Below are 14,356 nucleotides of genomic sequence, written 5' to 3'. Positions count from 1 at the left end.
CCCCGTGAATTCGGCAATGACGTGGTCGTCCGGCAGCGGAAATAACAGAATGGTCAACGAGCTTCAGGCTTGAGTCGAGCCTGAGACTTGGTACCCGGCACCAGGGCGCCCGGGTACGGTCGGACGCATGCCGACGAGAACCTTCCCCACCCTGGAAGAGCTGCGGAAAGCCCCAAAGGTGCTGCTCCACGACCATCTGGACGGCGGGCTGCGCCCGCGCACCGTTGTCGAACTGGCCGAGACCACCGGCTACCAGGGCTTACCCACCCACGATGTCGACGAACTGGGCCGCTGGTTCCAGGCCGCGGCGAACTCCGGTTCGCTCGAGTCCTACCTCGAGACGTTCGCGCACACGTGCGGCGTGATGCAGACGCAGGAGGCCCTGACCAGGGTCGCCGCGGAGTGCGTCGAGGACCTCGCGGACGACGGCGTTGTGTACGCGGAAGTCCGCTACGCACCTGAGCTTTTCGTCGAGCGCGGGTTGTCACTCGATGCGGTGATCAAGGCTGTGCAGGAGGGTTTCACGGAGGGTGAGCAGCGTGCCGCGGCGAAAGGGCGTCGCATCCAGGCGGGCACGCTGCTGTGTGCGATGCGCCAGCACGCCAGGGCGCAGGAGATCGCCGAGCTCGCGGTCCGCTACCGCGATGCCGGTGTCGTTGGGTTCGATATCGCCGGACCCGAAGCGGGTTTCCCGCCCACCCGGAATCTCGACGCATTCGAATACATGCGCGTGAACAATGCGCATTTCACGATTCACGCGGGCGAGGCTTTCGGGCTCGCCTCCATCTGGGAGGCGATTCAGCACTGTGGCGCCGAACGGCTGGGGCACGGTGTGCGGATCGCCGACGACATCAAGGCCTCCGCCGATGGTGAGGTCCAGCTCGGCCGGCTCGCCGCGTATGTCAGGGACCGCCGCATCCCGCTGGAGGTGTGCCCGTCGTCCAACGTGCAAACCGGCGCCGCGCCCTCGATTGGTGAGCATCCCATCGGGTTGCTCGCGAAGCTGCGCTTCCGGGTCACCGTCAACACCGACAACCGGCTCATGAGCGGCTGCTCTGTCTCGTCGGAGTTCGCCGCGCTCGTGGACGCGTTCGGCTACGACTGGTCCGACGTCCAGTGGTTCACCATCAATGCGATGAAATCGGCCTTCGTCGATTTCGATCATCGACTCGAGCTGATCAATGACGTGATCAAGCCCTGGTACGCGGCGCTGGACTGACGCAGGCGAACGGGAAACCGCTTGCGTTGGTTAGCCTTGCGAAGCAAGGTCCATATTGTAAGAACAGCTTCTCAGATATTGAGAGGCAAATGGACCAGGCCGCGCATGCCGACGTCTGTGCGCGGCGCTGGCTGATACTCGGGCTCGGGCCCGGCGCGCAGACCGCGAGCTGTGCCTTCCTGTACGGGATCCCGTTTCTCGTCCCGTCGATGAGGGCTGCCGAAAACCTCACATTGGGTGAAGCCGGTGCGGTGGTGGCAGCGCCGAGTATTGGGCTGCTGCTCACACTGATCGCGTGGGGCGCTGCCGCCGATCGCTATGGCGAGCGGCTGATCATGGCGCTCGGACTCGGCGGCTCTGGTCTGGTCCTGCTCGCCGCCGGGCTCGGCACGCACTCGCTCACTGCGCTGTTCATCCTGTTCGTCGCGGCCGGTGCCTGCACGGCGTCGGTCAACGCGGCCAGCGGCCGCGTCGTGCTCGGCTGGTTCGGCGCGCGGGAGCGCGGGCTCGCCTGGCTTTGCCCTCGTTGCTGTGTTCCCCCTGCTCGCCATCTGGCTGACCCCGATAACCGCCGAGGATCGTCCTTAAGCACCCAAGGCCACCTTGGTCGCGGCCACCCGTCTCCCACCGCCACCCAAACGGAGACGCTCCGCGTCGCGGTGTTTGACAAGTGCAACCAAGGTGGCCTTGGGGACAGGCACTCAGTTGACGTGCAGGCGGTCCTCGAAGGTGTCGACGAGGCCACGCCACGCCTTCTGCTCGGCGTCGAAGGGGGCGCTCGGCGTCAGGCGCGTCGGGTCCGGCCGCAGCACGAACGACACCAGCCAGCCCAGGCTTTCCGAGGTCGACAGTGCGGTGGCCACGCTGTCGTCACCGACCCAGTCGGCGGTGTCGGTCAGCAGTTCGACCGCGAGCTCCAGCTGCGTCGGGTCGATCGCGTCGGGACCGTCGGCGATGTCGGAGTCCAGCCCGGTGAGCACGTAGGTGTTGTCCGGGTCGACCACGATCTCCAGCTCGCCTGCCGTCGCCTTGGTCAGCACTTCGTCCCAAGTGGACACATCGGCGAGGTCTGTGTTGGCGAGCTCGCCACCGTCGGCCAGCTTGCGTGCGAGTGCCTTGGGGGAGGTGAACGCCTCGATCCGCCCGTCGGAGCCAAGGAAGACCGGCTCGTCGTCGAGGTAGCACCGCAGCGTGTAGTACTCCTGTTCGGACAGCACGATCTTGATGGGATCGATACCGACCTCGGCCCAGAAGCCGACGGGCTCGTCGTCCTCGTCCTCGTCGTCTTCCTCGGTATCGGCGTCGACCGTGTCCAGGTCCTCGTCCTCGGTGTCCACACCGGCCTCGGCCGCCGCCGACTCCTCGTGGAACGCGGCGAGCTCCTCGGCCGTCTGCTCCAGGGTCGCGGCGTCGACCTCGGGCACGGTGACCAGCTCGTCGATCGTGTCGAGGATGGTGTCCCACTTCTCCGACACGGTGCGCGACAGGTCGTCCCACAGCCGCGCGCCCTCGCGGCCGGTGAACGGCAGCTGTCCTTGGTCGAGCAGGGAGAAACCCTCGCAGCTGTCGAGGATCTCGTGCACCTCCTCGAGCTCACAGACATCGGCCAGCGAGCGCACGATGCCGACGATGTCGGCCAGTTCGGACAACGTCCACGAGTCGGGCTCTTCGGCGACCATCTGCGGAACGTCGACCAGGTCGTAGGAGTGGTCGTCGTCCGGGATCAGCTCGGGAACGTTCAGCTCAGGAACGGCCTCCCAGGCGGGATGGTCGATCAGGTCGTGCTGTTCCGCCGTGCGGACGTAGGCCGCCAGATGCGCGGCATCGGGGAACGCGTAGAGCGCGTCCTCATCGCCGAGGAACGCCTCCCACTCCTCGCCGTCCTCTCGCCATCGTGGCGCCCACAGGGTCACCAGATCGCCTTGTGGCAGCCCGAGCTCGATCGGGATGATATCCTGTGCCATTCCGCCCTCCGGAAACACCTGTGCGCGTGCCGACCCGATGTTATGCCGGACCGGATGCGATACGCCGAAAGCCTACGGGTTCCGGCAACGCGCCGCGATTGCCCCTGTCGAGCCGGAGCCGGGATGACACGATCTACACACGATGACTGACTTCCTGACAGACCAGCTACCCGCCGACGCGGACCCCGACGCGCTCTTCGATGCGTTCGCCACCTGGACCACCCAGCGTGGCCTCACGTTGTACCCCGCACAAGAGGAAGCGCTGATAGAGGTCGTCTCGGGGGCGAACGTCATCCTGTCGACGCCGACCGGTTCGGGAAAGAGCCTGGTGGCGGTGGGCGCGCATTTCACGGCGCTCGCGCAGGGCAAGCGCAGCTTCTACACAGCGCCGATCAAGGCGCTGGTGTCGGAGAAGTTCTTCTCGCTCATCGAGATCTTCGGCGCTGACAACGTCGGGATGATGACCGGCGACTCGAGTGTCAACGCCGATGCCCCGATCATTTGCTGCACGGCGGAAATCCTGGCGAACATCGCGTTGCGGTTCGGTGCCGACGCCGACGTCGGCCAGGTCGTGGCCGACGAGTTCCATTTCTATTCCGAACCCGATCGCGGCTGGGCGTGGCAGGTTCCGCTGCTGGAGCTGCCGCGAGCACAGTTCGTGCTGATGTCCGCCACACTCGGTGACGTCACGTTCTTCGAGAAGGACCTCACCCGCCGCACCGGCCGGCAGACAGCCGTGGTGACATCGGCGCAGCGCCCGGTTCCGCTGACGTTCCGTTATGCGGTGACGCCCATGCACGAAACGGTGTCCGAGCTGTTGCATGGTGGCCAGGCTCCCGTCTATGTCGTGCATTTCTCACAGGCCGCCGCCGTCGAGCGCGCGCAGGCGCTGATGAGCATCAACGTCAGCAGCCGTGCGGAGAAGGACGCGATCGCTGAGGCGATCGGCGCCTTCCGGTTCTCCGCCGGGTTCGGCAAGACACTGTCGCGGCTGGTGCGCCACGGCATCGGCGTGCACCACGCCGGCATGCTGCCGAAGTACCGCAGGCTGGTCGAGCAGCTCGCGCAGGCCGGTCTGCTGAAGGTCATCTGTGGTACGGACACGCTCGGTGTGGGTATCAACGTGCCGATTCGTACCGTGGTGCTGTCGGCGCTGACGAAGTTCGACGGCGTACGGCAGCGGCACCTCAAGGCGCGCGAGTTCCATCAGATCGCGGGCCGCGCCGGCCGTGCGGGGTACGACACCGACGGCTACGTCGTGGTAGAGGCGCCCGATCACGTCATCGAGAACGCGAAGGCGCTGGAGAAGGCAGGCGACGACCCGAAGAAGAAGCGCAAGATCGTGCGCAAGAAGGCGCCCGAGGGTTTCGTCAACTGGACGGAGAGCACGTTCGAGCGGCTCGTCGGCGCCGAGCCGGAGCCGCTCACATCGAGCTTCGCCGTGAGCCACTCGCTGCTGCTGAACGTGATCTCCCGGCCTGGCAACGCTTTCGCGTCGATGCGGCACCTGCTGGAGGACAACCACGAGGACCGGCCCGCGCAGCGCAAGCACATCCTGCGCACCATCGCGATCTACCGCGCGCTGCTGGCGGCCGGTGTGGTGGAACAGCTCAGCGAACCCGACGAACAGGGTCGCACCGTGCGGCTCACCGTGGACCTGCAGTTCGACTTCGCGCTCAACCAGCCACTCTCACCGCTGGCGCTGGCCGCGATCGAGCTGCTGGATCCGGAGTCGCCGTCCTATGCGCTCGACGTGGTGTCCATTGTGGAGTCCACGGTGGACAATCCGAAGCAGGTGCTGGCCCAGCAGCAGTTCAGGGCGCGCAACGAGGCGATCGCCGCGATGAAGGCCGAGGGCATCGAGTACGACGAGCGGATGACATTGCTCGAGGACGTCACCTATCCCAAGCCACTGGAGGAGCTGCTACAGGCGGCGTACTCCCGGTACCGGCAGGGGCATCCCTGGGTCGCAGACTACGAGCTCTCGCCGAAGGCCGTCGTACGGGACATGTACGAGCGGGCGATGAACTTCGTGGAGTACATCGGCTTCTACGGCTTGGCGCGGTCCGAGGGCGTGCTGCTGCGCTACCTCGCCGATGCCTACGACGCGCTGCGGCGTACGGTGCCCGACGACGCGAAGACGGAGCCGCTGCAGGACCTCATCGAGTGGCTGGGTGAGCTGGTGCGGCAGGTCGACTCGAGCCTGCTCGACGAATGGGAGGCGCTGCGCCACCCCGAGGAACACGAGGATCGGCCCCATGGCGTGCCGGACACGCCACCGCCGGTCACGCGCAACGAGCGGGCGTTCCGGGTGCTGGTGCGCAACGAGCTGTTCCGTCGTGTCGAGCTCGCCGCGCGGCGGGCCTATGGCGAGCTCGGCGAGCTCGACGCCGGCTCCGGCTGGACTGCCGAGGCGTGGGAGGACGCGCTCGACGGCTACTTCGCCGAATACGACGGGATCGGCACCGGCCCGGACGCCCGCGGCCCGGCACTGCTGATGATCGAGCAGGAACCCGAGGTGTGGCGGGTCAGGCAGATCCTCGACGACCCAGCGGGCGATCGCGACTGGGGCATCAGCGCCGAGGTCGATCTCGCCGCTTCCGACGAGACCGGCGCCGCCGTCGTCCACATCACCGACGTCAACCAGCTGTAATGACTGTCCACACCATGAGATCAGCTGCCGGGAACTTCACGCTGACCTAACCTGACGGGGATTTGTCCACAATCGCTCGTCCGGGAGAGTCCGTGTCCACAAAGGCCGACAGTCGGTCAGCGCGCAGCTTCCTGCTGACGTCACCGACATCCTGTGCGGCGCCCCAGCCGGCGCCGGAGGAACCCGTCCGGATTGCTCCGCTCGTGGTCGCGGCACTGCTCGCCGGTGGCCTGAGCTGGTACGTCTGGGCAGTACACGGCCAGCGTTTCGGCGCGCTGCTCATCATCGGCCTGTTCCTTGGCCTGGCACTGTTCCACTCCCGTTTCGGGTTCACCTCCGCCTGGCGGCAGCTGGTCGGGGTCGGTAACGGCGCGGGTCTGCGGGCGCATGCGCTGCTGCTCGGCACCGCGGCGACGCTGATCGCGCTGATCGCGGTCACCGGCGCGGGGTTGTTCGGCTCGAGTCCGCAGTTCACGGCGGGGTCGATCGGGCTGCCGCTGTTCGTCGGCGCGGCGGTGTTCGCGATCGGTATGCAGCTCGGTGGCGCGTGCGCATCGGGCACCTTGTTCGCCGTCGGTGCCGGGCAGTCGACGATCGTGCTGACGCTGGGTGGCTTCATCGTCGGCTCGGTGTTCTACACGTGGGCCTTCCCGGCGTTCGACGGCTGGCCGGAGGTGCCCGGTCTGCTGCTGTCCGACCACGTTGGCTGGCTGGGCTCGTGGGCGATCACGATCGCCGTCCTGCTCGGCATCGTGGTGCTGAGCAGGGTCGTCCAGGCGCGACGTACCCCGCCGCCGGTCGACACGGTGCCCACCGCCCGCGGGTTCGCCAGGGTGTTCCGCGGCTCTTGGCCGCTGCTCGTCGGCGCCGTGGTCCTCGGTGTGCTGGCCGCCGCGGTAGTGCTGGTCTCCGGCGGTATCTGGGGCGTGACGTTCTCGTTCGCACTGTGGGGTGCCAAGTTGCTGCAGCTGTTCGGGCTGCACCCGGAGACGTGGGAGTTCTGGCAGACCACCAGGAACGCGCAGGCGCTCGACGGTCCGGTGTGGACGGACAAGACGACGCTGACCAACGTCGGCATCATCCTGGGCGCCGCGATCGCGGCCTCCGCCGCCGGGACCTGGAAGATCCGCGCCGAGATTCCCTGGCGCACCGCACTCGCCGCCGTGCTCGGCGGGATTCTCATGGGCATCGGTGCCCGCATGGCAGGTGGCTGCAACATCGGTGCCTACCTCGGCGGCATCTCGACCGGTAGCCTGCACGGCTGGCTGTGGGGCCTGTTCGCGCTCGGCGGCACCTGGGTCGGCCTCAAGCTCCGCCCACTGTTCGGGCTCGGCACACCGAAGCCCACCGACAGCGTCTGCTGAGTGGGCTTTCACACACCCATCGGGTGCCAGACGGTCTTCGGTTCCAGGTAGCGGCGCAGGCGCGCGATATCGGGACGGCGGGTCCAGTCCGGCTCACCGCCCGCAACACGCAGCACCCGCTTGACCGTTCCAGCCGCCCCGCGTGCGATCTCGACCCGGCCGGGCTCGTCGGCACCCATCGGATCGATCGCGTTGACGTCACCGTGCGAGGCCAGCCACGGGCCCAGCTCCCTCGCGTGTCCGGTGAGGATGTTCACCACACCTGCCGGAACGTCCGACGTCGCGAGTACCTCGGACAGCGTGATCGCCGGCAGTGGACGTTCGGCGCTGCTCACCACCACCGCCGTGCAACCGGCCGCGAGTACCGGCGCCACAACGCTGACCAGGCCGAGTAGCGACGACTCCTGCGGCGCCAGCACACCGACGACCCCGGTCGGCTCGGGAACGGTGAACGAGAAGTACGGGCCCGCCACCGGGTTCGCGGCGCCGAGCACGGTCGCGATCTTGTCCGTCCAGCCTGCGTACCAGACCCACCGATCCACGGCTACGTCCACAAGGGACAGTGCCTTCTTCGTGCTGATCCCTTCCGTCGCGGCGACCTCGGCGGCGAACTGCTCGCGCCTGCCCTCCAGTAGCTCGGCGACGCGGTACAGCACCTGGCCACGGTTGTAGGCGGTGGCACCGGACCAGCCGGGGAACGCCTTGCGTGCCGCCACAACGGCATCGCGGACGTCCTTGCGCGAAGCGTGGGCGGCGTTGGCGAGGAACGTGCCCTTGGCGTCGGTGACCGGGTAGACGCGGCCGGATTCCGAGCGCGGGAACTTCCCGCCGATGAAGAGCTTGTACGTCTTGGCGACGGCGATCCTGTTGTCAGACATCGAGATACCCCTCCAGCCCGGCCCGGCCGCCCTCGCGCCCGAAGCCCGACTCCTGGTAACCGCCGAACGGGGCGGTGGGATCGAAGCGGTTGAACGTGTTGGCCCACACCACGCCGGAACGCAGCTGGTCGGCCATCCACAGGATCCGGGAACCCTTCTCGGTCCACACGCCCGCGGAGAGCCCGTAAGGGGTGTTGTTGGCTTTCGTCACGGCCTCGGCAGGCGTGCGGAAGGTCAGCACCGAGAGCACAGGGCCGAAGATCTCCTCGCGTGCGATCCGCATCGACTGCTCCACACGGGAGAACACCGTCGGCGCGAAGAAGAACCCGCGGTCGGGTATCCGGCACGGGCTCGTCCAGCGCTGCGCGCCCTCGGCGTCGCCGGAGTCGGCGAGCTCGCGGATCTTCGCCAGCTGCGCGGCGGAGTTGATCGCGCCGATGTCGGTGTTCTTGTCGAGCGGGTCGCCCAGCCGCAACGTCGACATGCGATACCGCAGCTTCTCCAGTAGTTCGTCCACAACGGACTCGCTGGCGAGCAGGCGGGAACCCGCACAGCAGACGTGCCCCTGGTTGTAGAAGATGCCGTTGACGATGCCCTCGACGGCCTGGTCCAGCGGGGCGTCGTCGAACACGATGTTCGCCGCCTTGCCGCCGAGTTCGAGCGTGAGCCGCTTCGGCGTGCCGGCCACCTGGCGCTGGATGAGCCTGCCGACCTCGGTCGAGCCGGTGAAGGCGATCTTGTCGATATCCGGATGCTCGACGATCGCGGTGCCGATGTCACCCGCGCCGGGCACGATGTTGACCACCCCCGGCGGCAGGTCCGCCTGCTGGCAGATCTCGGCGAACACCAGCGCCGTCAGCGGTGTCGTCTCGGCGGGCTTGAGCACCACCGTGTTGCCGGTCGCCAGCGCTGGCGCGACCTTCCACGCCAGCATCAACAGCGGGAAGTTCCACGGGATGATCTGCCCGGCGACACCCAGCGGTTGCGGGTCGGGCCCGTAGCCGGCGTAGTCGAGCTTGTCGGCCCAGCCGGCGTGGTAGAAGAAGTGCGCTGCCGCGGTGGGTACGTCGGCGTCCCGCGACTCCTTGATCGGCTTGCCGTTGTCGAGCGTCTCCAGCACCGCCAGCTCACGGGACCGCTCCTGGATCAGCCGGGCGATCCGGAAAAGGTACTTGGCCCGCTCGGCGCCCGGCATCGTCCGCCAGACCCGCGCGTATGCCCGCCGGGCTGCCTTCACCGCGATGTCCACATCGGACGCCGAGGCCGTGCCGACCTCCGCCAGCACCTCCTCGGTCGCCGGGTTGATCGTCTTGAGCGGTTCGCCGGAGCCGTCGACGAACTCGCCGTCGATGAATGGCCGGTAGCTGGGTTTGAGGTTCGCGAGGTCGCGGGACTCGGGTGCGGGCGCGTACTCCCACGGGCTCATCAGTCCACCGCCAGATAGTCAGGGCCGCTGTAGTGGCCGTCGAGCTGGGTGCGCCGCTGCAGGAGCAGGTCGTTGAGCAGGCTGGACGCACCGAACCGGAACAGCGCCGGGGTCAGCCACTCTTCTCCGGCGACCTCGTGCACGGCGACCAGGTACCGGATCGCGTCCTTGGTGGTGCGGATTCCGCCCGCGGGCTTCACGCCGCGCAGCTCGCCGGTCGAGGTGAACCAGTCGCGCACCGTCTGCAGCATGACGTGTGTGACAGGCAGGGTCGCGGCGGGGGAGACCTTGCCGGTCGAGGTCTTGATGAAGTCACCACCGGCCAGCAGTGCGAGCCACGAGGCGCGCCGCACATTGTCGTAGGTGGCCAGCTCACCCGTCTCCAAAATGACCTTGAGATGAGTGTTCCCGCAGGCGGCCTTGACGGCTTGGATCTCGTCGAACACCTGGCCGTAGCGACCTTCGAGAAACGCTCCACGGTCGATCACCATGTCGACCTCGGTCGCCCCCGCGGACACGGCGAGCGCGACGTCGGCCAGCTTGACCTCGCGGCTGGACCGGCCCGAGGGGAACGCCGTTGCCACGCTCGCGATGTCGATGTCCGTCCCGGCCAGCGCCTCAACGGCGGTGGCGACCAGGTCGGGGTAGACGCACACGGCCGCGACATGGGGTGTGTCCGGCCGTTCGGGATCGGGGCGGCGCGCCTTGGCGGCGAGCGCACGCACCTTCCCTCGGGTGTCTGCGCCCTCGAGCGTGGTCAGATCCACCATGGAGATCGCGGTGTCGATCGCCCAGAGCTTCGCGGCCTTCTTGATGCTGCGTGTGCCGAGGCTCGCGGCCCGCTGCTCGACGCCGACCTGGTCCACCCCAGGCAGGCCGTGCAGGAACCGGCGCAGGCTCGCATCGTCGCGGGTGGCGTCGGTGAGCTCGGCCGGCAAGGTAGCTGTTGCCATGGGCAAGAGCGTAACCGTCAGTCTTCAGGCGACCGGGCGCAGAACGGGGTCGGTCCTATTCGACTTGCTTCTTCGCCTTGTCGCGTGGGACCCGGCGGACCTCAACACCGCCCCAGAACGCGAGGCCGTTGATCCGCACGACCGGCGCGCCGGGCGGTACGGAGTCGGCGGGCGCCGCGCCGTTGCGGTCCTTGGTCTCGAAGACGCCCATCACCCCGATGCCCGTGACCTCGACGTGGATGTCGTCCGGCACCGTGATGTCGACCCCACCCATGATCGCTACCACGGTGATGGTCGAGTGCTTCTCGGCGAAGCGTGCGTGACGCAGGTCGATGTCCACACCGCCCCAGAACGCGAAGCTGTTGTGCTGCCGCGGGACCACCCAGTTGCCTTTACGGTCGACCCCGGACATGATCGCGATCGAGGTCGTGGAGCCCGGCATGCCGCCGATCCGGGTGTCCGGCAGGTTCGCCTGCGGCACCGCCAGTTGTTGTGCCGCGGGCGGCGCCACGGCACCGGGCAGGTCGGCGATGACCGGCTCCAGCTCACCAAGGGTCTTGGCCTGGTACACCGTGTCGAGCCGTTCCTCCAGCTCGGCCAGCGTGATGCGGCCCTCGCCCATCGCGGCATGCAACAGCTGGGCGATACGTTCGCGGTCGGCATTGGATGCCCGCAGCTGCTTGGGATCTAGCTGGCCCGGCTGTTCCGTCACGGATACACCCTAGCGAGGTCTTGCGCGTTCCGTCTCGCGTCACGCCGTAGTCGGCGACGCCGACTGGTTAGGGTGTCCGACCATGGACGTTCTCGTCGTCGAACACCCCCTCGCGCGGGCCCGCCTGTCCACCATGCGCGATGCCCGCACCGACAGTGCGGCATTCCGTGCGGCACTGCAGGAACTCACCGTCATGCTGGTCTATGAGGCCATGCGTGGCGCGCCGCTGGTACCGGAGCGCATTCACACACCAGTCGCCCGCACCGACGGCTACCGGCTGGCCGACCCGCCACTGCTGGTGCCTGTGCTCCGCGCCGGGCTCGGGATGGCCGACCAGGCGCACAAGCTCATCCCCGACGCGCAGATGGGGTTCGTCGGCCTTGCGCGTGACGAGGAGACGCTGCGTCCGACGCCGTACATGGAGTCGTTGCCGGAGTCGCTGGCCGACCGGCCGGTTCTCGTGCTCGACCCGATGCTCGCCACCGGCGGTTCGATGGAGTACACGATCCGGCGGCTGACCGGCCGCGGTGCGACGGACGTGACAGCGATCTGCGCGCTCGCCGCCCCGGAGGGCATCAAGCACCTGGAGGACTCCGGCCTGCCGGTGCGGGTCGTGACCGCGAGCGTGGACGATCGGCTGAACGACTCGGGCTTCATCGTGCCCGGCCTCGGTGATGCGGGCGATCGCCAGTACGGCGCGGTGTAGCTACCGCCGCCAGCCGTTGGCGTTGGCGCGCAGTGCGCTCTCGTAGGCACGGCAGAAGTCGATCTCCCTCGGCAGGGTCTCGTTGAGTTCGAGGGAGACCAGCCCGTGTGCGCATCCCCAGCAGCTCACCGCGATGACCTCGGCGGGCACGTCGGCGAGCATTCCGGCGGAAATCCCGTCGGTGACGACGTTCCACAACGGCCGCAGCGCGCTCATCGCGGCCTGGCTGGCCTCGTCCTTCGGCTCGAAACCGGGTGCGGCGCTTGCGAACATCACCGAGTACAGGTGGCGGTCGGCCAGTGCCGTGTCCCGGTACGCCAGGCCCAGCCGCACGAGGTCCTCGATGGGATCGCCGGTACGCACCACGGCCCGGAGCCGCGCGTCGAACCGGCGGAACCCCTCGATGTAGAGCGCGTTGACCAGATCCGGCTTGCTGCCGAACAGCGAGTACACCGCGGTCGTCGACGTCTGCACGTCGGCGGCAAGGCGGCGCAGGCTCAGTGCCTTGGCGCCCTCCGCGGCGAGCAACTCGCCGGCGCGTTCGAGTAGCCGCAGCCGTAACGCGCCGTCGTGTGTCTTCGGGCGTGGCATCCCGCGAGCTTATCGGCACACTGTTACAAAACCGGGTGGACCCTGCGACCGCGGAGTTGACCTGGAGCGCACTCCAGGTCGTACCGTCGACCGCATGAGCTACTCGATAGCGGAGGCTGCGCGACGTAGCGGGTTATCGATCGACACGCTGCGCTACTACGAGCGCATCAGACTTCTGGATCCACCGGCGAGGGACACCGCGGGGCGCCGAGCGTACTCGGAGGAAGACCTGACGTGGCTCTCCTTCCTCACCAGGCTGCGGACGACCGGCATGCCGATCCGCCGTATGCGGGAGTACGCGATGTTGCGCCATCGGGGGCAGGCAGGCGCCGGGCGCCGCAAGGCCATCCTGGTCGAACAGCGCAAAGCGGTCACCGAGCGCATCGCTGAGCTGGAGACCTGCCTCGAAGTACTCGACTACAAGATCGACAACTACGACCGCGTCGAACAGCGTGTTACCACTCTGCCGCAGGAGGCGAGCGCATGAGCCGGACCAGAAACCTCGGTGACCTAGAAGTGAGTGCCGAGGGGCTCGGCTGTATGGGGATGAGCGAGTTCTACGGCGTCGGCGACGACACCGAGTCGATCGCGACCATCCACCGGGCGCTCGAACTCGGCGTGACCCTGCTCGACACCGCGGACATGTACGGCTTCGGGCGCAACGAGGAACTCGTCGCCCGTGCGATCGCCGACCGCCGCGACCAGGTGGTGCTGGCGACCAAGTTCGGCATCGTGCGCGATGAGAACGATCCCGCCGCGCGCGGAGTCCGTGGCGACCGGGAGTACGTGCGCCAGTCCGCCGAGGCCTCGTTGCGCAGGCTCGGAGTCGACACCATCGACCTCTACTACCAGCACCGTGTCGATCCGGACGTGCCCATTGAGGAGACCGTGCAGGCGATGGCTGAGCTCATCGGCCAGGGCAAGGTCCGCTACCTCGGTCTCTCGGAGGCGGGCGCCGCGAGCATCCGGCGCGCGCACGCGGTCCACCCGATCACGGCGGTCCAGACCGAATGGTCGCTGTGGTCACGCGATATCGAGGACGAGGTCGTGCCGACGTGCCGGGAGCTGGGCATCGGCATCGTGGCCTACTCGCCACTCGGGCGCGGCTTCCTCACGGGGCGGTTCACGTCGGCAGCCGACTTCGGCGAGGACGACTTCCGGCAACAGCGGCAGCCACGGTTCGCCGACGGCAACCTGGAGCACAACCTCGCACTCGTGGAGTCGTTGCGGGCCGTCGCGGCGGACAAGGGCGTCACGGCAGGGCAGCTGGCACTGGCCTGGGTGTTGCACCGGGGCGAGGACGTCGTACCGATTCCCGGCACGAAGCGCCGCAAGTACCTGGAGGAGAACGTCGCCGCACTCGACATCGAACTGACGGCAGCCGACCTGGCCGCGATCGAGTCGGCGGTGCCGGCCGACGCCGTCGCCGGCGATCGCTATCCCGCGCAGGCCGCTCGCAGCATCGGCAGGTGACTGCCGGAAAGCGAGCCATAGTTGCCTCAATAAGCCCCTACGCTGCGGTTTTGCACTTAAGTGACCCCCCTGTTTCGACCGTCTTTCCGGGCATGTAATCTTCTCTTCGTCGCCAGGGAGACCGGGCCGGCGGGGCGAAAGTCCCAAAGGAGCGGGGTACCAGGCTGGCTGAGTCAGACCCCCCCGAATGAATCGCAAGATTTGAGCGGAGTAAGGTCTGACCGGTCAAAACAAGACCAAGATGCAACTCCGGTTGCGTGTTGTTTGAGAACTCAACAGTGTGCTAGTGAACTAAGCCAGTAGAGCTTTGTTTTTATGCCCCTTTGTGGGTTTCTTTGAGATTGACTGTTTGAGTCGATCGACTTTTCAGCATTGTTGGAGAGTTTGATCCTGGCTCAGGACGAACGCTGGCGGCGT

The 14,356-nt window shown here is 67.5% G+C and carries 12 protein-coding genes and 1 pseudogene; 7 read left to right on the top strand and 6 right to left on the bottom strand.

All coding sequences use genetic code 11. The features are described 5' to 3' along the window. Positions 1–127: 127 nt before the first annotated feature. On the top strand, positions 128–1,219 hold the full coding sequence (locus ABZ863_RS27260) for an adenosine deaminase (protein ID WP_358541136.1): 1,092 nt from the start codon (positions 128–130) through the stop codon (positions 1,217–1,219). An 89-nt stretch (positions 1,220–1,308) separates the two neighbouring features. After that, positions 1,309–1,731: pseudogene (locus tag ABZ863_RS27255) on the top strand (MFS transporter); the annotation flags it as partial. A gap of 189 nt (positions 1,732–1,920) precedes the next feature. Here the strand turns inward: ABZ863_RS27255 and ABZ863_RS27250 are convergent. Further along, positions 1,921–3,183, bottom strand: a complete 1,263-nt coding sequence (locus ABZ863_RS27250) for a primosomal protein (protein ID WP_358541134.1) — start codon at positions 3,181–3,183, stop codon at positions 1,921–1,923. Positions 3,184–3,325: 142 nt separating this feature from the next. Here ABZ863_RS27250 and ABZ863_RS27245 point away from each other — a divergent pair, with 142 nt between their 5' ends. Next, on the top strand, positions 3,326–5,836 hold the full coding sequence (locus ABZ863_RS27245) for a DUF3516 domain-containing protein (RefSeq protein ID WP_358541131.1): 2,511 nt from the start codon (positions 3,326–3,328) through the stop codon (positions 5,834–5,836). 92 nt (positions 5,837–5,928) lie between these two features. Further along, positions 5,929–7,200, top strand: coding sequence for a YeeE/YedE family protein (locus ABZ863_RS27240; protein ID WP_358541129.1), 1,272 nt, complete (start codon positions 5,929–5,931; stop codon positions 7,198–7,200). A gap of 8 nt (positions 7,201–7,208) precedes the next feature. Here the strand turns inward: ABZ863_RS27240 and ABZ863_RS27235 are convergent, their stop codons facing one another. Genes ABZ863_RS27235 through ABZ863_RS27220 form a run of 4 tightly spaced genes read right to left on the bottom strand, consistent with a single transcriptional unit; the run spans position 7,209 to position 11,169 of the window. Next, positions 7,209–8,078: an aldehyde dehydrogenase family protein gene (locus ABZ863_RS27235; protein WP_358541127.1), complete on the bottom strand. Its 870-nt coding sequence runs from the start codon at positions 8,076–8,078 to the stop codon at positions 7,209–7,211. Next, entirely contained in the window at positions 8,071–9,504 is a 1,434-nt protein-coding gene (locus tag ABZ863_RS27230) for an aldehyde dehydrogenase family protein (RefSeq protein ID WP_358541125.1), read from the bottom strand. Before ABZ863_RS27230 ends, ABZ863_RS27235 begins: the two co-directional genes overlap by 8 nt. After that, the gene (deoC, locus tag ABZ863_RS27225) at positions 9,504–10,457 is read right to left on the bottom strand and encodes a deoxyribose-phosphate aldolase (protein WP_358541122.1); all 954 of its coding nucleotides are present in this window, start codon (positions 10,455–10,457) and stop codon (positions 9,504–9,506) included. The genes ABZ863_RS27230 and deoC overlap by 1 nt, the downstream gene beginning before the upstream one ends. Positions 10,458–10,512: 55 nt before the next feature. Beyond that, the gene (locus ABZ863_RS27220; protein ID WP_358541119.1) at positions 10,513–11,169 is read right to left on the bottom strand and encodes a DUF1707 domain-containing protein; all 657 of its coding nucleotides are present in this window, start codon (positions 11,167–11,169) and stop codon (positions 10,513–10,515) included. Between the two features lie 82 nt (positions 11,170–11,251). Here ABZ863_RS27220 and upp point away from each other — a divergent pair, with 82 nt between their 5' ends. Next, positions 11,252–11,875, top strand: coding sequence for a uracil phosphoribosyltransferase (upp, locus tag ABZ863_RS27215; protein WP_358541116.1), 624 nt, complete (start codon positions 11,252–11,254; stop codon positions 11,873–11,875). Here the strand turns inward: upp and ABZ863_RS27210 are convergent, their stop codons facing one another. Beyond that, positions 11,876–12,466: a WHG domain-containing protein gene (locus tag ABZ863_RS27210; protein ID WP_358541113.1), complete on the bottom strand. Its 591-nt coding sequence runs from the start codon at positions 12,464–12,466 to the stop codon at positions 11,876–11,878. 94 nt (positions 12,467–12,560) lie between these two features. Between ABZ863_RS27210 and ABZ863_RS27205 the strand changes: the two genes are divergently transcribed. Continuing rightward, positions 12,561–12,953 carry a MerR family transcriptional regulator gene (locus tag ABZ863_RS27205; protein ID WP_358541110.1) on the top strand — a complete coding sequence of 131 codons (393 nt, stop codon included), beginning with the start codon at positions 12,561–12,563 and terminating at the stop codon, positions 12,951–12,953. Then, positions 12,950–13,939 (top strand): aldo/keto reductase, encoded by a 990-nt coding sequence (locus tag ABZ863_RS27200; RefSeq protein ID WP_358541108.1) that lies wholly within the window; start codon positions 12,950–12,952, stop codon positions 13,937–13,939. The genes ABZ863_RS27205 and ABZ863_RS27200 overlap by 4 nt, the downstream gene beginning before the upstream one ends. Positions 13,940–14,356: the final 417 nt, after the last annotated feature.

Source organism: Saccharomonospora sp. NPDC046836 (assembly GCF_040645195.1).
In the GTDB taxonomy this organism is placed as follows: Bacteria; Actinomycetota; Actinomycetes; order Mycobacteriales; family Pseudonocardiaceae; genus Prauserella_A.
This window is presented reverse-complemented; position numbering and strand designations above follow the sequence as displayed.

Excerpts from the sequence above, each read along its gene's own strand:
- ABZ863_RS27235 (WP_358541127.1), bottom strand. The coding sequence starts at position 8,078 with ATGTCTGACAACAGGATCGCCGTCGCCAAGACGTACAAGCTCTTCATC.
- ABZ863_RS27250 (WP_358541134.1), bottom strand. The coding sequence starts at position 3,183 with ATGGCACAGGATATCATCCCGATCGAGCTCGGGCTGCCACAAGGCGAT.
- ABZ863_RS27205 (WP_358541110.1), top strand. The coding sequence starts at position 12,561 with ATGAGCTACTCGATAGCGGAGGCTGCGCGACGTAGCGGGTTATCGATC.
- upp (WP_358541116.1), top strand. The coding sequence starts at position 11,252 with ATGGACGTTCTCGTCGTCGAACACCCCCTCGCGCGGGCCCGCCTGTCC.
- ABZ863_RS27210 (WP_358541113.1), bottom strand. The coding sequence starts at position 12,466 with ATGCCACGCCCGAAGACACACGACGGCGCGTTACGGCTGCGGCTACTC.
- ABZ863_RS27245 (WP_358541131.1), top strand. The coding sequence starts at position 3,326 with ATGACTGACTTCCTGACAGACCAGCTACCCGCCGACGCGGACCCCGAC.
- ABZ863_RS27260 (WP_358541136.1), top strand. The coding sequence starts at position 128 with ATGCCGACGAGAACCTTCCCCACCCTGGAAGAGCTGCGGAAAGCCCCA.
- deoC (WP_358541122.1), bottom strand. The coding sequence starts at position 10,457 with ATGGCAACAGCTACCTTGCCGGCCGAGCTCACCGACGCCACCCGCGAC.
- ABZ863_RS27200 (WP_358541108.1), top strand. The coding sequence starts at position 12,950 with ATGAGCCGGACCAGAAACCTCGGTGACCTAGAAGTGAGTGCCGAGGGG.
- ABZ863_RS27230 (WP_358541125.1), bottom strand. The coding sequence starts at position 9,504 with ATGAGCCCGTGGGAGTACGCGCCCGCACCCGAGTCCCGCGACCTCGCG.